Annotated in this window: 23 protein-coding genes and 2 tRNA genes; 14 read left to right on the top strand and 11 right to left on the bottom strand. The window is 63.5% G+C overall.

Translation table 11 applies throughout. The features are described 5' to 3' along the window. Positions 1-5: 5 nt before the first annotated feature. Positions 6-815 carry a formate/nitrite transporter family protein gene (locus BM083_RS03940; protein WP_089865952.1) on the bottom strand — a complete coding sequence of 270 codons (810 nt, stop codon included), beginning with the start codon at positions 813-815 and terminating at the stop codon, positions 6-8. A 102-nt stretch (positions 816-917) separates the two neighbouring features. Continuing rightward, the gene (locus tag BM083_RS03935) at positions 918-1,814 is read right to left on the bottom strand and encodes a winged helix-turn-helix domain-containing protein (protein WP_089865949.1); all 897 of its coding nucleotides are present in this window, start codon (positions 1,812-1,814) and stop codon (positions 918-920) included. Between the two features lie 92 nt (positions 1,815-1,906). Here BM083_RS03935 and BM083_RS03930 point away from each other — a divergent pair, with 92 nt between their 5' ends. Continuing rightward, positions 1,907-3,163 carry an MFS transporter gene (locus BM083_RS03930; RefSeq protein ID WP_245756844.1) on the top strand — a complete coding sequence of 419 codons (1,257 nt, stop codon included), beginning with the start codon at positions 1,907-1,909 and terminating at the stop codon, positions 3,161-3,163. A gap of 30 nt (positions 3,164-3,193) precedes the next feature. Here BM083_RS03930 and BM083_RS03925 read toward each other — a convergent pair whose 3' ends face one another. Next, positions 3,194-4,675, bottom strand: coding sequence for a sensor histidine kinase (locus BM083_RS03925; protein WP_177197533.1), 1,482 nt, complete (start codon positions 4,673-4,675; stop codon positions 3,194-3,196). Positions 4,676-4,869: 194 nt separating this feature from the next. On the opposite strand from BM083_RS03925, the gene pyrF reads away from it, so the two are divergent. Then, a complete protein-coding gene (pyrF, locus tag BM083_RS03920; RefSeq protein WP_089868349.1) occupies positions 4,870-5,661 on the top strand; it encodes an orotidine-5'-phosphate decarboxylase in 792 nt (263 codons plus the stop codon). 9 nt (positions 5,662-5,670) lie between these two features. Here the strand turns inward: pyrF and BM083_RS23125 are convergent, their stop codons facing one another. Together BM083_RS23125 and BM083_RS03915 are read right to left on the bottom strand one after the other, a co-directional pair. Continuing rightward, positions 5,671-5,808, bottom strand: coding sequence for a hypothetical protein (locus BM083_RS23125; protein WP_177197532.1), 138 nt, complete (start codon positions 5,806-5,808; stop codon positions 5,671-5,673). 61 nt (positions 5,809-5,869) lie between these two features. After that, entirely contained in the window at positions 5,870-6,088 is a 219-nt protein-coding gene (locus BM083_RS03915) for a hypothetical protein (RefSeq protein ID WP_009376067.1), read from the bottom strand. A gap of 88 nt (positions 6,089-6,176) precedes the next feature. On the opposite strand from BM083_RS03915, the gene BM083_RS03910 reads away from it, so the two are divergent. Both BM083_RS03910 and BM083_RS03905 read left to right on the top strand, forming a co-directional pair. Continuing rightward, the gene (locus tag BM083_RS03910; protein WP_089865942.1) at positions 6,177-6,689 is read left to right on the top strand and encodes a J domain-containing protein; all 513 of its coding nucleotides are present in this window, start codon (positions 6,177-6,179) and stop codon (positions 6,687-6,689) included. A 159-nt stretch (positions 6,690-6,848) separates the two neighbouring features. Continuing rightward, complete coding sequence (locus BM083_RS03905; protein WP_089865939.1) at positions 6,849-8,459, top strand: GTPBP1 family GTP-binding protein; 1,611 nt, start codon at positions 6,849-6,851, stop codon at positions 8,457-8,459. Here the strand turns inward: BM083_RS03905 and BM083_RS03900 are convergent. Beyond that, positions 8,447-8,980, bottom strand: coding sequence for a double winged helix-containing putative transcriptional regulator (locus BM083_RS03900; RefSeq protein WP_089865936.1), 534 nt, complete (start codon positions 8,978-8,980; stop codon positions 8,447-8,449). The two genes, BM083_RS03905 and BM083_RS03900, sit on opposite strands and share 13 nt — an antisense overlap. Further along, positions 8,977-9,909, bottom strand: coding sequence for a methenyltetrahydromethanopterin cyclohydrolase (mch, locus tag BM083_RS03895; RefSeq protein WP_089865933.1), 933 nt, complete (start codon positions 9,907-9,909; stop codon positions 8,977-8,979). The genes BM083_RS03900 and mch overlap by 4 nt, the downstream gene beginning before the upstream one ends. A 125-nt stretch (positions 9,910-10,034) precedes the next feature. Here mch and BM083_RS03890 point away from each other — a divergent pair, with 125 nt between their 5' ends. Both BM083_RS03890 and BM083_RS03885 read left to right on the top strand, forming a co-directional pair. Next, positions 10,035-10,673, top strand: a complete 639-nt coding sequence (locus tag BM083_RS03890) for a helix-turn-helix domain-containing protein (protein WP_089865930.1) — start codon at positions 10,035-10,037, stop codon at positions 10,671-10,673. A 212-nt stretch (positions 10,674-10,885) separates the two neighbouring features. After that, complete coding sequence (locus BM083_RS03885; RefSeq protein ID WP_089865928.1) at positions 10,886-11,539, top strand: helix-turn-helix domain-containing protein; 654 nt, start codon at positions 10,886-10,888, stop codon at positions 11,537-11,539. On the opposite strand, the gene BM083_RS03880 is transcribed toward BM083_RS03885, so the two are convergent. Further along, positions 11,529-11,855, bottom strand: coding sequence for an MTH1187 family thiamine-binding protein (locus BM083_RS03880; RefSeq protein ID WP_089865925.1), 327 nt, complete (start codon positions 11,853-11,855; stop codon positions 11,529-11,531). The genes BM083_RS03885 and BM083_RS03880 overlap by 11 nt on opposite strands. Positions 11,856-11,942: 87 nt before the next feature. On the opposite strand from BM083_RS03880, the gene BM083_RS03875 reads away from it, so the two are divergent. Together BM083_RS03875 and BM083_RS03870 are read left to right on the top strand one after the other, a co-directional pair. Further along, positions 11,943-13,016, top strand: a complete 1,074-nt coding sequence (locus tag BM083_RS03875; RefSeq protein ID WP_089865922.1) for a YihY/virulence factor BrkB family protein — start codon at positions 11,943-11,945, stop codon at positions 13,014-13,016. Between the two features lie 52 nt (positions 13,017-13,068). Next, positions 13,069-13,371: a hypothetical protein gene (locus BM083_RS03870; RefSeq protein WP_089865919.1), complete on the top strand. Its 303-nt coding sequence runs from the start codon at positions 13,069-13,071 to the stop codon at positions 13,369-13,371. Between the two features lie 16 nt (positions 13,372-13,387). On the opposite strand, the gene BM083_RS03865 is transcribed toward BM083_RS03870, so the two are convergent. The 3 genes from BM083_RS03865 to BM083_RS03855 all read right to left on the bottom strand — a co-directional run bounded on the left by BM083_RS03865 (position 13,388) and on the right by BM083_RS03855 (position 14,437). Next, positions 13,388-13,858 carry a MaoC family dehydratase gene (locus BM083_RS03865; protein WP_177197531.1) on the bottom strand — a complete coding sequence of 157 codons (471 nt, stop codon included), beginning with the start codon at positions 13,856-13,858 and terminating at the stop codon, positions 13,388-13,390. A 419-nt stretch (positions 13,859-14,277) separates the two neighbouring features. Further along, positions 14,278-14,348 (bottom strand) — tRNA-Gly (locus tag BM083_RS03860). An 18-nt stretch (positions 14,349-14,366) separates the two neighbouring features. Further along, positions 14,367-14,437 (bottom strand) — tRNA-Gly (locus BM083_RS03855). Between the two features lie 236 nt (positions 14,438-14,673). Here BM083_RS03855 and BM083_RS03850 point away from each other — a divergent pair. From BM083_RS03850 to BM083_RS03825, 6 genes are read left to right on the top strand one after another with little or no spacing between them, the layout of a single operon-like run. Then, the gene (locus BM083_RS03850) at positions 14,674-15,522 is read left to right on the top strand and encodes a putative RNA uridine N3 methyltransferase (RefSeq protein WP_089865916.1); all 849 of its coding nucleotides are present in this window, start codon (positions 14,674-14,676) and stop codon (positions 15,520-15,522) included. 4 nt (positions 15,523-15,526) lie between these two features. After that, positions 15,527-16,543: a 50S ribosomal protein L3 gene (locus BM083_RS03845; protein WP_089865913.1), complete on the top strand. Its 1,017-nt coding sequence runs from the start codon at positions 15,527-15,529 to the stop codon at positions 16,541-16,543. 3 nt (positions 16,544-16,546) lie between these two features. Then, a complete protein-coding gene (gene rpl4p / locus BM083_RS03840) occupies positions 16,547-17,293 on the top strand; it encodes a 50S ribosomal protein L4 (protein WP_089865910.1) in 747 nt (248 codons plus the stop codon). Next, on the top strand, positions 17,290-17,541 hold the full coding sequence (locus tag BM083_RS03835; RefSeq protein WP_009376095.1) for a 50S ribosomal protein L23: 252 nt from the start codon (positions 17,290-17,292) through the stop codon (positions 17,539-17,541). Before rpl4p ends, BM083_RS03835 begins: the two co-directional genes overlap by 4 nt. Before the next feature lie 3 nt (positions 17,542-17,544). Then, on the top strand, positions 17,545-18,276 hold the full coding sequence (locus BM083_RS03830; protein WP_009376096.1) for a 50S ribosomal protein L2: 732 nt from the start codon (positions 17,545-17,547) through the stop codon (positions 18,274-18,276). Then, positions 18,276-18,698 carry a 30S ribosomal protein S19 gene (locus BM083_RS03825; RefSeq protein ID WP_009376097.1) on the top strand — a complete coding sequence of 141 codons (423 nt, stop codon included), beginning with the start codon at positions 18,276-18,278 and terminating at the stop codon, positions 18,696-18,698. The genes BM083_RS03830 and BM083_RS03825 overlap by 1 nt, the downstream gene beginning before the upstream one ends. Positions 18,699-18,701: the final 3 nt, after the last annotated feature.

Genomic DNA, 18,701 nt, shown 5'->3' with positions numbered 1-18,701 from the left:
CGAGGTTAGCTGCCACCTCGGACGACGTGGCCATACTTCAACAGGGCGACGAACACTGTCCCACCGACGACGTTTCCGGCCGTCGAAGTGACGAGGAAGCGGCCGTAGTCGGCCAGCGTCACTTCGTTCGTGGCGAGGAAGCCACCGAGTACCTCGACGTTACCGGCGATGCTGTGCGGGAGATGCATGAAGCCGATGGCTCCTGTGACGATGAAGATGACCGCCACGGTGCTGATGGTGTCGCTCGCTGCGGTGACGAGCCACGAAAGCAGTCCCATCAGCCAGCCCGCGAGGATGCCCGCGCCGAAGAGGGTGAAGGCGTCGTGGTCTGTCAGTTTCGTGGCAACTTCCCCGAACGCACTTGGTTCTGCGATACCGAGCGAGATGGAGATGGGAATCACGAAGACCGCAAAGAGGGTCCCGCCGACGATGTTGCCGCCGTAGACCAGTCCCCACAGTCGTCCGAGGTCGACGACCGAGGCCTGTTTGTCGAGCACCGGGAGAACAGCGAGCGTCGTGTGTTCGGTGAACAGTTCGGTCTGTCCGAGGATGACGAACAGGAACCCCAACGAGTACGCGCTCGCCATCAGCAGTTCCATCGTCGGTGGAGAGAGTTCCCCCGTCGAGACCGTCACCACGACGGCGATGAGCAGCGGCCCGAATCCGATATCTAACCCCGCGGAGAGTGCCGAGAGAAAGAGCCCGGCAGACTCGCGGTTCAGTTCGTTCAGCCCCTCCTCGATTTGCGTGTCGAGGATGTCGTGCGACTGGGCCTGCGACTGTACGCCCGACTCGCTGTTGGCGTCTTCCGACACGTCACTCCCACCTCTGACAGCACACCAGCGGGGAGTTTGACTTCGTAACCCGACTTCTCATGTTCCCGGATTCTCGGGGGAGAAAGGTAGGTGTTTCCGCCGTTAGGGGGACTCGACGTCGAGGACGGTGAGCGTGTCGTCGAGCGTCACCGAGAGGATGTCCCCCTCACAGGGGATGTCGAGACGGACGCGAAGCGGGTCCTCGGACAGAATCGTCGTCCGCCGGTCGCTGACACACCAGTCGAACGTCCAGAACGGACACGTACTCAGGTCGACGCCGCGGTTGGCGTGGAAGGTCAACACGTCGGCGTTGTCCAGCAGGTTCACGCCCACCGCGGAGTAAAGGTGGGTCCGACAGCGCTGACAGACGTGGTCGACACGAATCTCCAGTCCCGGCAGTTCACAGTCGCGAGCGAGTGTCGTCTCCATCTTCCCCATACACTCCGGACAGACGCCGTCGGCGGCGAGACAGTAGTGGTGTCGGACGTGGTGGTGGAAGGCGTCGAGCAGTTCGTCGGGCGTTCGGTCGTCGAGGCCACCTGGCGGGAACGAGTAACTCAGATGCGTCCGACTGCAGTCGACACACTCGACGGTGAGATGTTCGGCGGCGTACCACGCCTGGAGGTCGCCGCCACAGTCGTAACACGACCCCGGTGCGTCGAAGGGGTCTAACTCGGCGTGGTCGGTGAACGTCCCGGCGAAGACGGCGCGGACGACTTTCCGACCGGGGTACTGGAAGAGATAGCCGTCGTCGGTCTTGCGGACGAAGTGGTCGGTGAGTTTCTTGAGGTGGTAGTTGAAGTGGGCGCTGTCGTCGATGTCGACGCGGGCATAGAGGTCCGAGAAGGCGACGGGAGTGTCGTCGCCGCCGGCGTCGAGGAGCGCCTGCAGAATCTCGATGCGGGTGTCGTTGCCGAGGAGGGCGAACGCGTCCGCCGGTGCGAGATTCGACTGCTCGGTCGGGGCGTCCTGTAGGTCGCTCTCGGCCGGATGACTCATGACTCGGTGGTTCTGTGTCGAGTGACTAAATCGTTCCGTCGGGGTGACTCGGTCCTGAAATTCGCTTCAGGAAGAGGCTTTGTGCTCCCACGGTGACGCTCCGGTACGAACTGATGCGCCGTCTCTCGACACTCTCTTCGGCCTCTCGTCTCCCACTGCTGACGTACTACGCCTACACGGCGACGACCTACGCGAGTTTCACCGCCGCCATCTGGATTCTCTTCGTCCGAGCGCAGGGGCTCTCGTTCACCGAAGTCGGCGCGCTCAACAGCATCTGGTGGGTCGCGCTCGTCGTCAGCGAGGTTCCGACCGGCTACGTCGGTGACCGACTGGGTCGGCGCAACGGGATGCTCCTCGGCACGACGATTATCGCGCTCTCGACGGTCGGGATGGGGCTGTCGACGACGTTCCCCGAGTTCGCCGTCGTCTACGGGACGTGGGCCGTCGGCCAGACGTTCCGGTCGGGAAGCGACGACGCGTGGCTCTACGACCTCTTGGGCGAGCGGAGCCAGACCGGAGACTTCGCCACGATTCGGGGGCGAGCGACGGCTATCGGTCTCGCGATGGGTGCAGTCACTGCACCGCTGGGTGGGGCACTGGCAGATATCGACTTCCGTCTCCCGTTCTTCGCGACGGCGGCGGTGACGGCACTCGGCATCCCTATCCTCTTGACCGTCTCAGAGCACGGGAACCGGGAGCCAGAGGCGGAAGCAGAGACCTACACCGTCGCCACGGCGGTTCGCGTGATTCGTACGCAACTCGCCCGGCCACCGCTTCGAGCGTTCGTCCTCTACTTCGCGCTCCTGTTCGGCGTCCTCCAGATGACGTACATCTTCGACCAACCCGTCGCACAGGTGACGGCGCTCCGCCTCGGCGTCCCCGAATCGTCCAGTCGGACGGCCGTGGGTCTCGTCTACAGCGGATTCACGCTGGTCGCTGCACTCGTGAGCTACAACACGGGCGTCATCGAGGAGCGTATCGGAGTCGCCAGATGGTTCACCGTCGTCCCCGTCGTCGTCGGCGTCCTCTTTGCGACACTGTGGGTCGCGCCACTGCTCGCTGTCCCGGTGTTCTTCGTCGCCCGCGCGGTCAACACCGCGTCGGTGACGCTCGGCAATCAGTACGTCAACGACCGCGTCGAGTCGGTGGGTCGGGCGACAGTACTGTCGGCGGCGTCGATGGTCTACTCGCTGGCAGTCATCCCGTTCGAGTTGGCCGGTGGCGTCGCCGCCGACGTGGCCGACCCGACGGGTGCACTCGCCGTCTTCGGTGTCGTGCTCCTCGTCGGCGCGGGCGCTGTCTGGGTGTGGGAACGCCCCGTACAACGACAGAGAGAACAGTCGGCCTGAGACGACCAAGCGACCGAGTGACCGAACGGCTCACTCTCGAATCTCGAACCGTGCACCCGAGGTAGTCGCTCCGTCGGTGGCGTCGACGACGTCGACGTCCCACCCGTGTGCCTCGGCGACGCGTTGGACGATTGCGAGTCCGAATCCCGTCCCGTCGGGAGTGGTGGTCACCCCTTGCTCGAACAGTCGCTCACGGACGTCGTCGGGAATCCCCGGTCCGTCGTCCTCGACGTAGAAACCGTTCGGAAGGCGGCCTACGCGAACGTTGACGTGTGCGTCGCCAGTCGTCGCTGCGGTGTCTCTCACACCGTGCTCGACTGCGTTCGAAAACAGGTTCTCCAAGAGTGCCAGCATCCGTGTCTTGTCGGCACGTATCGAACCCAGCGGGCCGTCTATACTGAGCGTCGCCGCCTGCGTCTCGGAATCGACCGTCTCCCACGCTTCTGTGACGAGTGCGTCGAGCGAGACGAGAGAGACCTGTTTGATGTCGTTTCCGCCACGCGCCAGCGTCAGGACGTCGTCGACGAGGTCGGCGATTCGTCCGTGCGCGGCGACGACACGCTGGAGATGGTCGAGGTTGCCGGTCTCTCGCGTCAACTCGATGTATCCCGCCGCGACGTTCAGCGGGTTCCTGATGTCGTGTGCGACGACGCTCGCGAACTCCTCCAACCGGGTGTTCTGCCGTTCGAGGAGTCGTCGATAGGCCTCCTGTTGGCTCACGTCGATAGTGACGCCGATGAGTCCGACGACGTCGCCGTCGACGTCTCGCCACGGAACCTTCGAAGTGAGTACCCAACCCTCGTACCGCTCGTCGTCTACCGTCTCCCCGTTCAGCGCCTCCACGTCCGGTCGCGTCTCACTGTAGTGGCGCTGTAAGTCGTCGACCGAGAACCGGTCACCGACTTCTCTGACGAGGGGCTCACGTTTGTACAGAATCGGTTCGTTCTCCTCGATGACGCGCATGTCGTCGGCGTAGGTCTGTCGACTCTCCTCGCTCCCGGCCAGTTCGACGTCCGTCTTGCCGACGTACTGCTCGGGGTCGTCGGTGTACGCGCGACTGACTCGAAGGTGTCGCCCGTCGGTGTCTTTGACGTACAGATGGAGGGGTATCTGCTCGAACAGCGTATCGAGCAGGTTCGCCGTCTCCGCGTGTTCACGCTCGCGACGGCGGTGGGAGACTTCGCGCTCGACACGTCGAACGAGGAGTCGCGTCGCGTCCGGCCCGTCTGACGGAACGACGTCCGTCACTCCCGCGTCGAGAGCGGCACCCGGCGGTGTGGTCGTGGCTGGTCGAAAGGCGACGAGTGGGACGTCGGCAGCGACGTCTCGAACGTCGTCGACGACTGTCGAGAGGGCCGTCGTCCCGTCCCCGACGACGACACAGTCGACAGCCTCGTCGCTCGATTCGACGAATGTGGCGAACGCCGACGACTCCGACACCGACTCGACACGGGCGTCGTCTGCCAGCTCTGTGAGGGCCTCTGCGGCGCTCTCACGCTCACGCTCTATCACGACTACGACTCCCGCAGTAGATTCGAACATTCAGTCCGCTTTGACTGAAAAGACAGACAATCTTGATTAAGTTTTCGCCGCAGTGTGAATTTGGCCGCGTGGCGTGGGTGAGTAGGGGTTCGGAGGACGCCAGACGCGCGAAAGGAGAACACTTAGTCTCCCCGACCGAGAGTCCTCGGTAAATGGCCGCGAACGTGAACTTCTTCGAGCGTCTCGGCGAGCGCATCGAGCGTGTCGACAGCGTCGTCTCCGTCGGTCTCGACGCCGACCCGAAGCGCATCCCCGAACATCTGCAAGACAAAGACCTCCCGCAGTGGGCGTTCAACCGCCGCATCATCGACGCAACCCACGAACACGCCGCCTGCTACAAGCCGAACGCGGCGTTCTACGAGGACGCCGACGGCTGGCGGTCGCTCCGGGAGACCATCGCCTACGCACACGGGAAGGACGTGCCCGTCCTCCTCGACGCCAAGCGCGCCGACATCGGCAACACGACGCGACAGTACGCCAAACTGCTCGACCACGTCGACGCCATCACGGTCAACCCCTACATGGGCCGCGACTCGTTGCAACCGTTCATCGACCGGGCCGGTAAGGGCGTGTTTGTCCTCTGTCGAACCTCGAACCCCGGTGGAGAGGACCTGCAAGACCTCGAACTCGCCTCGGGCGAGCGAGTCTACGAGCGAGTGGCGGCACTCGCAGACCTCTGGAACCAACACGGCAACGTCGGACTCGTCGTCGGCGCGACTGCACCCGACGAACTCGAAGCGATTCGCGAACAGGTCCCGCACCTACCGTTTCTCGTCCCCGGTGTCGGCGCACAGGGTGGCGACGCCGAGGCGGCCGTCGAGTTCGGTCTCGCCGAGGGTGTTGGTCTCGTCAACTCCTCGCGCGGCATCATCTTCGCTGGCGAGGGCGAGGCGTTCGACAAGGCGGCGGGCGACGCGGCCCGTCGCCTCAAGCGTCGACTGAACCAGTTTCGGTGAGGCGAGCGGTCAGTAGACCAGTCCGACCGAGTTGACGTGGTCGTCGAGCGCGGCGAGCGTTCGGAACTCCCGTCCGCACGCGTCACAGCGATGGAGAACGTTCTCTCCGGTGTGTGTCGAGTCGTGTACGCTGGTCGTCGTGTTCATCAGTTACGGTACGTGTCCGGGAGAGATAGCGTTAGTGTTGCGTGCTATCACGCACCAGCAATCACCGCATTTCTGTGCCGGGACCGGTGTCGTCGTGGCCCGTTCCGGTGGGCCTGTCGGGGTCGACACCGACGCCGTCCTGCTCCAGTTCGGTGGCACAGCGGACACAGACGCCTCGCATCTGGTCGAAATGCTCGTCACACACCTGCGTTCCACACTGGTCGCAGCTGTGTTCGGCAGTCGTGGATTCACACACTTGACAGAGGCCACTGAGACTCATACCGGGGCTTCGAGACTCAGACCCTTGAGCGCTGAGGCCGACGCGCCGTCGACGAGAGTCTTACAATCGTTGACTCCATAGCGACGATGTGGACCGCGACCAGCTCGTGATGGCGCTCGCCTCGGTGTTCGCAGGGATAACCGTGCTCGTGGCGGTGCTCGGACTCGTCTACCAGCCGTTCCTCATCGCACTCTCCCTGCCGTTCGGAGCGACGGCGTACTTCATGTGGTTCCAAGCTAGCGGTCGCCTCAAGAGTCGGAGCCGACGCCGCGTCCAACGGGGCGACCCACGCGAACGGGAGCGATTCGGCGGGTTCGGCGCGGGTGCCCGACGAGAGAACGTCCGCGAGAACTACCGGCGCGCGACGGCGAGCGGAGCACGAGCGGGTGGAACCGGTCGAACCGACCGTGCACCGAGTGCGCGTAGCGGCCCCTCTCGGGCGGAAGCGTACCGAACACTCGGAGTGGACGCCAGCGCGACGGCCGACGAGGTCAAACGAGCCTACCGCTCGAAGGTCAAGGAGGTACATCCCGACACCGAAAACGGGAGCGAAGAGGCGTTCAAGCGTGTCAATCAGGCGTACGAGACGCTGACCGACTGACGCCCGTTCTCGGTGTGTTCGGTTTCTCGACGTGGCCCAGTCTCAGTCGAATCGACCGTCTACGAGTCGGTGAGGGTTGAATACGCTCTGGAGCACTATTGTGGTATGGGTACCCACAACACGAAAAGGGCTATATGAAGGGGTTGCCTATCCCCGGCCATGAGCGCGGACCGGGCCGTTCTGAACGAGGCCCTCGAACGCGGCGAAGAGGAAGGCGGGAACATCGAGTTCAAAGAACGTCTCTCTCGTGACCTCCACCTCGCCGACGGCAGAATGGAGAGCCTCGCCGCCCAACTGCGACACCGTGTACTGTCCGGCGACGGCGAAGCGACCTACGTGGTCGGTGTCACCGACGACGGCGGCATCGCCGGTATCTCGCCTGCTGCCTTCTCCGAGACGATGGACGTACTCTCGCTCCTCGCCGAGGAAGCCGGTGCCCACATCGACACCGTCGAGACGTGGGGCGTCGGCGACGCTGGCGAACGCGGACTCGTCGGCATCGCCACCGTCCGTGAAGGTGCGTACCTCGAATCCGACGACAACCACATCATCGTCGGCACCGCCGGTCACGTCGACCACGGCAAGAGCACGCTCGTCGGGTCGCTCGTCACCGGACAGGCCGACGACGGTAACGGCGGCACTCGCGGGTTCCTGGACGTACAACCGCACGAAGTCGAGCGCGGCCTCTCGGCGGACCTCTCCTACGCCGTCTACGGCTTCGACGAGGACGGTCCGGTCCACATGGACAACCCGCACCGCCGTACCGACCGAGCGAGAGTCGTCGAGACGGCGGACCGTCTCGTCTCGTTCGTCGACACCGTCGGCCACGAACCGTGGCTCCGGACGACCATCCGGGGACTCGTCGGCCAGAAACTCGACTACGGTCTGCTCGTCGTCGCCGCCGACGACGGTCCGACGCGGACGACTCGCGAACATCTCGGTATCCTCTTGGCGACCGAGTTGCCGACCGTCGTCGCGCTGACGAAAGTCGACGCCGTGAGCGAGGAGCGAATCTCCGAGGTCGAACGCGAGGTCGAACGACTGCTCCGCGACGTGGGGAAGACGCCGCTGCTCGTCGAACGTCACGGCGTCGACGCCGCCGTCGAGGAGATCAGTTCGTCGGTCGTGCCAATCGTCCAGACGAGCGCCGTCACGATGCAGGGACTCGACACACTCGACCAGTTGTTCGAGCGTCTACCGAAGACCAGCGCCGAGGGCGGCCAGTTCCGGATGTACATCGACCGCACCTACAGCGTGACTGGTGTCGGTGCCGTCGCGTCGGGGACAGTCACCGCCGGAAGCGTCGAAGCGGGCGACACCCTCCTGCTCGGACCGATGGCCGACGGCCAGTTCAGAGAGGTGGAAGTCCGCTCCATCGAGATGCACTACCACCGCGTCGACAGGGCGAAAGCCGGGCGAATCGTCGGCATCGCACTCAAAGGCGTCAAAGAACACGAGATAGACCGCGGGATGGTACTCGTCGACCCCGAGATGGAGCCAATCGCAGCCAAATCGTTCGAGGCAGACGTGATGGTGCTCAACCATCCGACCCGAATCGGGGCGGGCTACGAACCCGTCATCCACCTCGAAACCGTCAGCGAGGCGGCCGTCTTCTACCCGGAAGGTGGGCAACTCCTCCCTGGCGATACGGGCCACGCTCGCGTCGAGTTCAAGTTCCGTCCGTACTGTGTCGAGGAAGGCCAACGCTTCGTCTTCCGCGAGGGCCAGAGCAAAGGTGTCGGGACCGTGACGAAGGTCTACCGGGACTGAGACGGACGAAAGCCGCCGCTGACTCCGTCGACATCTTGGACTTCTTCGGTTTCTTCGACCTGCTCCGCGAGGTCCAGAAGCACTAGCCACTCGAGCAGGTCGCCGACTCGCTCAGTCCACAGCTCCTCCCACGTCTGGGGGTTCTTGTGGTGCTCCCAGACCGGAACGCGCTCTCGGAACTGCTCGAACGCCTCCTCGGCGGTGAGCGGTCCGTCCGCCTCACCGAGCGCCGCTAACACCTCTTCGGCACCGAACACCCGCCGCCGAAACGCTTCGCGGAGGTGGGAGTCGGTCGGGTCGACACGTCGTCGTTTGAACCCCGACGGCGTCTCCTCGACGAGTTCGAGCGCCCGAAGGAAGGTGAGCCACGTCCGGGCGACGTCTCTGCTGGGGAGGTCCAGTCGGCGCATCAGTCGCGCACAGCAGTCGTCCTCCGACCCCGGAACCAGCGGCACGGCGCGCTGCGCGTCCGCGACGAACGAGAGGTCGGCCGGCGCGGCGGGGACGAGTTTGAACCTCACAGACCGAACGAGTCGGCGACGAGGGCCTCGTCCGTCTCGCCGTGGACGTACGTCGGACCGTTGGCGACGTCGATGGTGACCTGTGCGGGGGCGAACACCGTCTCCGGCACGTCGTAGAAGTCCCAGTCGGCGTCCTCGAAGATGTCGTAGAACCGCGTGCCGTACTCGTCGGCGGCCGTCGAGACGACTTCGTCGAAGCGGTCGAAATCCTCGCGGACGTGCAGATAGACCTGCCCAGCGTAGGCGAGCGCGTCGTTCGTTCGGCCCATGGCGACGCCCTCGTCGTAGCTGACGGGGGCGACGGGAGCGCTCGCGGAAGCGGAGACGACGTCCAAGGGGTCGTACCCGAGTTCCATCAGTCGGAAGACGGCGAGTTCCGCGGCGCGGGCCGCCGTGGTGACACTGCCGACCATACTGCCGACGGGGAACGTCGGGAGGAAGACGGCCGAGGGGTTGACGCCCGCGAGGTCGGCGACGTGTTCTGCAACCTCGTCGTCTGGGAGCGTGACGCTCTCGACGGCGAGGACGGTCAGGTCGAACTCGTCGTAGTAGCCGAGTCGCTCGAAGTCGGTCTCTTGGCCGACGAGTGCGCGGGCCGGACCGCTCCCGAGTCCCTCGAAGTGCTCGAACTCCAACTCCCAGCCGGCTTTCTGCGAGCCGAGCAGTGCGATTCCGGGGTGGTCCGTCGACAGTTCGACGTAGGGGAGCGGTGCGCCGCCGAGTTCGTCCATCCGGGTCTGTACCGTCGCCAGTCCGGCCGTCTGAATCTCTGCGAGGAGCAGTCCCGCTTCCATACCACCGTCGGCTTCGACACCGAAGTCGAGTACCGTCGCCTCCGAGTCGAGTTCGTACGCCGCGATGTTGAGCTCGTCGGCGAAGTCGATTGCCTCGTCGACGAGTTCGATAGCCATCCGGTTGATGCTGTCCATACTGTCGGATTCGGCGGTTTCGCCCTTAGGGTTTGTCAGTCGGCGAGCCGCCACGACGACCGTTCACAGAGTAGACGGCTCTTTGTCCTCTCCCACCAAACTATAGCTCATCCTAGAGCTTCCTGATGATTCCCATCGTCGACATCACCGTCCCGGCAAGCGCGTTCGAACTCGGTCGGCTACTGGAGCAGCTTCCGGGCGTCAGAATCGAACTCGAACAGCTGGTTCCCATAGAGAACTCTATCATCCCACTGTTCTGGGTCTCGGAGGGTGACCCCGAAGAGATAGAGGCTATCCTCCGAGAGTCGCCACTCACAGAACACGTCGAGTTCCTCGCCGAAGACGGTCAGCGAAAGCTGTTCAAGGTCATCTGGAACCGCGAAGTCAACGGACTCATCCACCCCCTCATCGACACGAACGCCAAGGTCCTCGAAGCCGAGAACGTCGGCGAAGGGTGGGATTTCCGAATTCAGTTCCCCAGTCACGATGCGCTGTCGACGTTCCGTGACTGCTGTGAATCCGAGAACATCCCTATCATCCTCCGTCAGCTCTACAACCCGCAGTATCCCGACGGTGGCGATGCACTCACCGACGAGCAACACGAAGCAATCGTCGTCGCTTACGAACAGGGCTACTTCGACGTCCCCCGTGGAACGACCGTGAGCGAACTCGCAGCACAGTTCGACATCAGTGACAACGCGTTCTCCCAGCGGTTGCGACGGGGACTCGGCACGCTCGTTCGCGAGACGATGGTCGAATCGTGACGACGCGCGACAGAACCGACGATTAATAAACACGTTCGGCATCGAAGAACGAACCTGCATGCACCCAAATACGTCCTTCGACATCGAAGGGAATCTTTCTATGGCTCGCTCGTCATTGACTAGGTAACCGTGAGATGTCCTAGTCTTTGGTCTATCCCCTTTGCTCGCATCGACGAGTTTCGAATAGTCACCGGTTTGTATTCCCACTAACGATGGCGATTCTGGTCGAACTCGACGTCCCGATAAAAAGCCTCGAAATCGGGCAAGCGACCGAGTCGGTTCCCGAGAGCCACATCGAACTCGAACAGGTCGTCCCGATTGGTGACGGAATCATCCCGTACTTTTGGGCGACGACAGCAGACTTCGACACGTTCGAATCGTCGGTGAGAGCCCACGAGACGGTCGACCGACTCGAACTAGTCGCCGCCGTCGAGGACCGTCGGCTGTACCGCGTGTACTGGGAAACGATGGGTGGATTCGTCTCGGCACTCTCGGCGTCGGACGCCACCGTCCTCGAAGGCTACGGGAGCAACCCGTGGAGCTTTCAACTGCTGTTTCCGACGCGAGCGCACGCGACGAAGTTCCGCGAGCGATGTGTGGACGAAGACATCTCGTTCGACGTCCGTCGTATCTCGGAACTCACCAACCGCGTCGCGGAGTCCGCGTTCAACCTCACCGACGAACAGCACGAGGCACTCCGCCTCGCAATCGGGCGCGGGTACTACTCGATTCCTCGCGAGGTGACGCTCGCCGAACTCGCCGCCGACGTCGGCATCTCCCAACAGGCCATGTCGGAGCGCCTCCGTCGCGGGACGGCGAAGGTCCTCATGCAAGTCATCGAAGACGGCTCACGATTTACTCACTGAGAGACTCTCGTTCCCGCTTCGCTTCCCGGCCAAGATGTGACTCGACGGCGTCGACTTTGTCACGAGCCGTCTGGTCGACCGTTCGCTTGTCGTCTATCTTCAGGAACGTACTGACCCGGTCGCCGTCGACGGCTTTGTGCGCCGCTGCGACGGCCGAGAGCAAGGTGTCGACGTCGTCTGCTTCGATGACCGTCCCCATCGGGTTCGTCTCGTAGGAGACGTCGAAGTCGTCGAGTGCGGCCACTGCCTTGGCGACTTCGCCCGACATACTGCCTTCGACGACCGGTGCGACACTCAAGAGTGCGATGACTGTCATGTCTCTTCTCTCGCTCTCGGACAACCTAACTGTCCGGGTCGGTTGCTCCCGCACGCTTTTCTCGTCAGCCGTGTTACCTCTCGTTCAATGGATTCTCGTATCGAGCGTGGGCTGACCGTGGGGCGTGCCATCGTCACGGAGATTCGTGTCGAGAAAGTCACGTTCCTCGCCGGTAGTATCGCCTACCACGCGTTCATCTCGCTTTTACCGCTTCTCTTGCTCGTCTTGGCGGCGATTTCCGCCGTCGGCAACCGCTCGCTCGAAGACGGCTTTATCGCCCTCATCGAGGCGGTGTTGACACCGGGCGCTCAGCAGTTGCTCCTCGACGAACTCCAAACCGCCGGGGGGTCGACGGGGTTGACCATCGTCGGTGGACTCGTGCTCGTCTGGGGGACGCTCCGTATCTTCCGCGGCCTCGACACCGCGTTCTCGGACATCTACGAGACGGAGACGGCCAACACCCTCGGCGACCAACTCTCCGACGGCGTCATCGTCCTCGTCACCTTCGGCATCGCCATCGTCACCGCCATCGTCGTCCAGTCGGTCCTCCCCGTCGGCAACGACGGCATCCTCGTGTGGGTGCTCTCTCGACTCCTCCTCGTCGTCGGTCTCTCGGTCACGTTCTTTCCGATGTACTACATCTTCCCCGACACCGACGTGAGTGTCGCCGAGGTGCTGCCCGGAACTGCCTTCGCCGCCGTCGGACTCGTCACCTTCGAGACGTTGTTCAACATCTACTCACAGAGCGGCGACAAGAGCGTCGTCGGCGGTATCCTCGTCCTCTTGACGTGGCTCTACTTCAGTGGCCTCGTCATCCTCCTCGGTGCCGTCGTCAACGCCGTCCTCTCGAACCGCAGTGCCGACGTCAACATCGAACCCGTCATCGGCGGTATCAGGCCATCCGACAAGCGAGACCGCCCGACGCGACAGGAAGTCGTCGCCTCGCTCACGGAGTTGAAACGACTGCTCGACCGAGACGAGGAGGTGGTCATCTCCGTCGGAGGCAGGTCGGTGACGCTCCCGTCCCCACAACGCTACGAGACGGACACCGAGTCCTCACGACTGGGCTTCGTCGACGGAACGGTGGGCTTGGAACTCCGATGGTCGCCCCGCGACATCGACCAGTCCGGCGAACAGGCGACGAACGACGCCACGGACTGACCCGCTCCGTCGAAGACAGCGCACTTTTGCCGCTCGGCGGGCACTCTTCGGTATGTCCGACCTGTATCTCTCGCATCCCGTCCGACGGATTCGTGAAGACCCAGTGGCGGGCGAGTCCGTCTCGCTCGTGGTCGAACTCGACGACGACGACCGACTCGACGAACTCGCGGCGACGGTCACCGACCTCGATGGCTCCGTCGACCGTGACCTCGGGTTCTCCGCTCATCTCGTAGTGCTTCCCCAACCCGCTGTCGACGACCTCTGTGAACTCGACGGGGTCGTCCGCATCGAGACGGCCGAGACGCTCTCGCTCGGCATCGAACCCGAGGCGGCGGACGGCGTCGGCGACGAGTAACTGGAACTGGTTCTGTTCAGTCCTCTCTTCGCGCGACGAGCGCCAAGGCCGTCCACGAGATTACCGTCTCGTCGTGTTGGTTGACGCCGGTGATGTGGACGTCGACGTAGCCTCGCTCTGGAGTCGACTCCGAGACACGCATCTCGCCGAGTTCGACCCACCCCGAGAGGGTGTCTCCGGGGTAGACGGGTCGGTGCCACCGGAAGTCGTCGAGGCCGCGGCCGCAGAGGAACGCCACCTCCTGGAAAAACGCCCGCGTCGCCATCCCGTTGCAGACGCAATACGTGTGCAGACCGCTGGCGACGAGTTCGCCGAACATCGACCGCTCGGCAGCCTCGTCGTCGACGTGGAACGGTTGTGGGTCGTACTGCTCGGCGAAGTCGACGATTGCCTCACGAGTCAGTGTCTCCTCGCCGAACGTCCAGACGGCGTCGGAATCGAGGTCCTCGAAGTACAGCAAATCGTCGGCGACAGCCTGTGAGTCCATTGGCGAGTTTGCGTCGTCGTCGCCGAAAGTGGTTGCGTTACGACCTTTGCGCGTGCGTCGCGCGTCGCGTGCGCGGGGGACAAACTGGTAACGACGTCACTGCGGAGAAGTCACCGATACTAACGGGATTTGAACCACGGTCGGACGCTTCCTCGCTCACTGACGTTCGCGAGACTGCGACCTCCCTGATTCAAATCCCAGCGTACCGCACACACCGCATTAGCACGTCGCAGCGCGCCAAGACGCGCTGCTCGGTGTGTGAAATTCGGAGAAGTGCACTGACTGGGATTTGAACCACGGTCACTCTGCTCGCTGCGCTCGCGACGTTCCCTGATTCAAATCCCAGCGTCGAGATTTTCACTGATTCACGAAGTTTCGGCGCGACGAGACGCGCCGCTTGTGCGTTAGAATCAGGAAAATGCACTGACTGGGATTTGAACCCAGGTTGTGACCATGGCAAGGTCACGTGATACCACTACACTATCAGTGCGAGCAAGCGGTGTTGGAGTGCACTGACTGGGATTTGAACCCAGGTTGTGACCATGGCAAGGTCACGTGATACCACTACACTATCAGTGCACGTCCGTACCGCGTCGTGCTACAACTAATCCTAACTGGAGATTACTTATTAAGGGTTCCGAAATCACCTAGAATCGACCGCCGACGTGCGGGTTCATCGCACGAGAGTCTGTCACACGAAACCCCTACGAACGCGCATGTGACGGCCTCACAAGTGCGAATTACATTCGCTACTCTTTTAGGTGAGGCTCCGGTACAATCGCTACAGTCTAGTGGCGAGACGCCAAAAGACGGCCATGACGCAGACCATATGCGTGCCGTCTTCACTCGTCCGGGAAGCCGAGGACAAACGCGAGGCAACTCGCAAGCTCGGCTACGTCGCCCGCGCGGCGACGGTGTTCCGGGCGGACAGACTCGTCGTCTTCCCCGACCGGGAAGGCGAGAGCCGCTGGGGTGGTGAGTTCGTCACCACCGTACTCGAATACGCCGTGACGCCCCCCTACCTCCGTCAGGAGGCCTGGGACGTTCGCGACGAACTCGAGTACGTGGGTGTACTCCCGCCCCTGCGCGTCTCCCCACAGACCGGCTCCGAATCAGACGGTTCGGGGTCGTTAACACAGGGAATCGTGACCGAGGTCGGACCTGAAGGCCGCGTCCGGGTCAATTGCGGAATGCAACACCCGATCTCCCTCATCACCCCCGACGGAATGTCGGTGGGCGAGGGAGAGCGCGTCACCGTCAGGATCTCTTCGCGAGAACCGGTCCGCGCGCGAATCGTCGACGAAGCCCCGTCGGGGTACGTCGTCGAACGCACGGACCTCGCCGAAGCGCTCACCCGGGACGACGCCGGCGTACGCATCGCGACGTCGCGCCACGGAGAGAAGCTCTCCGTCTCGCGACTGTCGTCGCTCGTCGGGCGTCTCGACGACGGGATGACCGTCGTCTTCGGATCCCCCGGACGAGGGCTTCCGGACATCCTCGACATCGCCGTCGAGGACCTCCCCACCAGTACCGGTGGGGCGAGCGTCGGACCCGACAGCGGGTTCGACCTCTGGCTAAATACGATTCCGCGACAGGGCAGCGAGGTGGTGCGAACGGAAGAAGCGATGTTCGCCTCACTCGCCTGCCTGACACTCACGGAGTGAAACAATGCCACAACCAAGCAGACCACGAAAAGGTTCAATGGGCTTCGGCCCGCGCAAGCGCGCGGCGAGTGAAGTCCCTCGTATCCGGTCTTGGCCGGACGATGAGGGCTCGCCTGCGCTGCAGGGCTTCGCCGGTTACAAGGCCGGCATGACCCACGTCGTGATGGTGAACGACGAATCCAACTCCCCGCGAGAGGGAATGGAGGAGTCGGTTCCCGTCACGGTCGTCGAGACGCCCCCGATGCGGGCGGTCGCTCTGCGAGCCTACAAAGACACGGCGTACGGTAAGAAGCCGGTGACCGAGGTTTGGACCACCGAGTTCCACGAGGAACTCGACCGGACCCTCGACCTCCCGGCGGAGAGTACCTTCGACGAGGACGCAGACGAACTGCGTGCACTCCTCGACGACGGCAAAGTGGACGATCTGCGGATGATCACCCACACCGTCCCGAGTGCACTCAAGAACGTCCCGAAGAAGAAGCCCGACGTGATGGAGACTCGCGTCGGTGGCGGTTCTCTCGACGAGCGTGCGGACTACGCACTCGAACTCGTCGAGGCAGGCGGCGAACACTCGATGGACGACGTGTTCCGTCCCGGCGAGTACCTCGACGTGAGCGGTGTCACGAAAGGGAAAGGGACCCAGGGTCCCGTCAAACGCTGGGGCGTCCAGAAGCGGAAGGGGAAGCACGCCCGCCAGGGATGGCGGCGTCGCATCGGTAACCTCGGCCCGTGGAACCCGAGCCGCGTTCGCTCGACGGTTCCGCAGCAGGGTCAGATGGGCTACCACCAGCGGACGGAACTCAACAAGCGCCTCATCGACGTCGGCGAAGGCGACGACGCCTCCGTCGACGGCGGCTTCGTCAACTACGGCGAAGTCACCGGCAACTACGCGCTGATCAAAGGGTCGCTTCCGGGCCCGAACAAGCGGCTCATCCGCTTCCGCCCGGCAGTCCGACCGAACGACCAGCCGCGCCTCGACCCCGAGGTGCGCTACGTTTCAACCGCATCGAACCAGGGATAAATCATGCAGGCAACAATTCGTGACCTGAACGGCGACGACGCTGGCACGCTTGAGCTGCCCGAGGTCTTCGAGACGCACTACCGTCCGGACCTCATCAAGCGCGCCGTGCTCGCCGCACAGGCAAACCGGAAACAGGCCTACGGTGCAGACAAACTCGCTGGGATGCGAACCCCCGCCGAGTCGCTCGGTAGCGGCCGCGGGATGTCGCACGACCCACGTGAGAACGGTGTCGCCCGACGTGTCCCGCACGCAGTCAGCGGGCGCAAGGCACACCCGCCGAAGGTCGAGAAGGAACTGGGCAAGAAGATCAACGACAAGGAGCGCAAACTCGCTGTCCGCTCGGCACTCGCCGCGACGGCGAACCCCGAACTCGTCAGCGAACGCGGACACCAGTTCGACGACGACCTCGAACTGCCGCTCGTCGTCTCCGACGACTTCGAAGACCTGCTGAAGACGCAGGAAGTCGTCGACCTGCTCCAGACGCTCGGCGTCTACGCCGACGTCGAGCGATCCGACGAGAACAAGAAGGTCAAGGCTGGCCGCGGGAAGACGCGTGGTCGCAAGTACAAGCGACCCAAGTCGATCCTGTTCGTCACCAGCGAGAAACCGTCGCGCGCAGCGCGGAACCTCGCCGGTGCCGACGTCGCCACGGCGGCGGACGTCAGCGCAGAGGACCTCGCGCCCGGTACGCACGCCGGTCGCCTGACGATCTTCACCGAGAGCGCACTCGAAGAGGTGGCTGACCGATGAGCGTCATCGAGCATCCCCTCGTGACCGAGAAGGCGATGAACCAGATGGACTTCGACAACAAGCTCCAGTTCATCGTCCACATCGACGCGCACAAGGGCGAAATCGTCGACGAGATCGAATCCCGCTACGAAGTGGCCGTCCAGAAGGTCAACACACAGGTCACTCCGAAGGGGAAGAAGAAAGCAACCGTCACGCTGGGCGAGGACGACGACGCACAGGAAGTCGCCTCGCGAATCGGGGTGTTCTAATCTATGGGACGTCGCATTCAAGGTCAGCGTCGTGGTCGCGGTACGCCCACCTTCCGGGCACCGTCGCACCGCTACAAGGCCGAACTATCGCACAAGAAGTCCGAAGAAGAAGACACCGTCTCCGGTACGGTCGTCGACATCGAGCACGACCCGGCACGGAGCGCACCCATCGCCGCCGTCGAGTTCGACGACGGTGACCAGCGGCTCATCCTCATCCCCGAGGGTGTGACCGTCGGCGAGACCATCCAGGTCGGTGTCACAGCAGAGATCAAACCCGGGAACACGCTCCCGCTCTCGGAAATCCCGGAAGGGGTTCCCGTCTGCAACGTCGAGCGTCAGCCCGGTGACGGCGGCAAGTTCGCCCGTTCCTCGGGCGTCTCCGCACAGCTTCTCAGCCACGACCGCCACGTCGCGGTCGTCAAGCTGCCGAGTGGCCAGGTCAAGCGGCTCAACCCCGACTGCCGCGCGACCATCGGTGTCGTGGCCGGCGGTGGCCGCACCGAAAAGCCGTTCGTCAAGGCAGGAAACAAACATCACAAGATGAAGGCCCGTGGGACGAAGTGGCCTCGCGTCCGTGGTGTGGCGATGAACGCCGTCGACCACCCGTTCGGTGGCGGCGGCCGCCAGCACCCCGGCAAGCCGAAGTCCGTCTCGCGAAACGCACCCCCAGGCCGCAAGGTCGGTGACATCGCATCGAAGCGCACCGGTCGAGGCGGTAAGGCAGGGAACAAATAATGAGCTCGGAATACCGAACCGGCCGTGAAGGTGAGTTCACCTACCGCGGTCACACGCTCGACGAGCTGCAGGATATGGAGCTTGACGAGGTCGCAGAACTGCTCCCCGCGCGGATGCGGCGAACTATCAAACGAGGACTCGGCGTCGAGCACGAGAAACTGCTCGAGAAGGTCCGCGACAAGTCCGAGGAGGAGACGGCAAACAACCCGGTGCGCACGCACCTGCGTGACATGCCGATTCTTCCCTCGTTCGTCGGCCTGACCTTCGCCGTCTACACCGGACAGGAGTTCGAACGCGTCAAGATTCAGCCCGAGATGATCGGCCACTACCTTGGCGAGTTCCAGCTCACCCGAAACTCGGTCACCCACGGCCAGGCCGGTATCGGCGCGACCCGGTCCTCGAAGTTCGTGCCACTCAAGTAAGCC

The organism is Halogranum rubrum (assembly GCF_900114455.1).
GTDB lineage: Archaea > Halobacteriota > Halobacteria > Halobacteriales > Haloferacaceae > Halogranum > Halogranum rubrum.
This window is presented reverse-complemented; position numbering and strand designations above follow the sequence as displayed.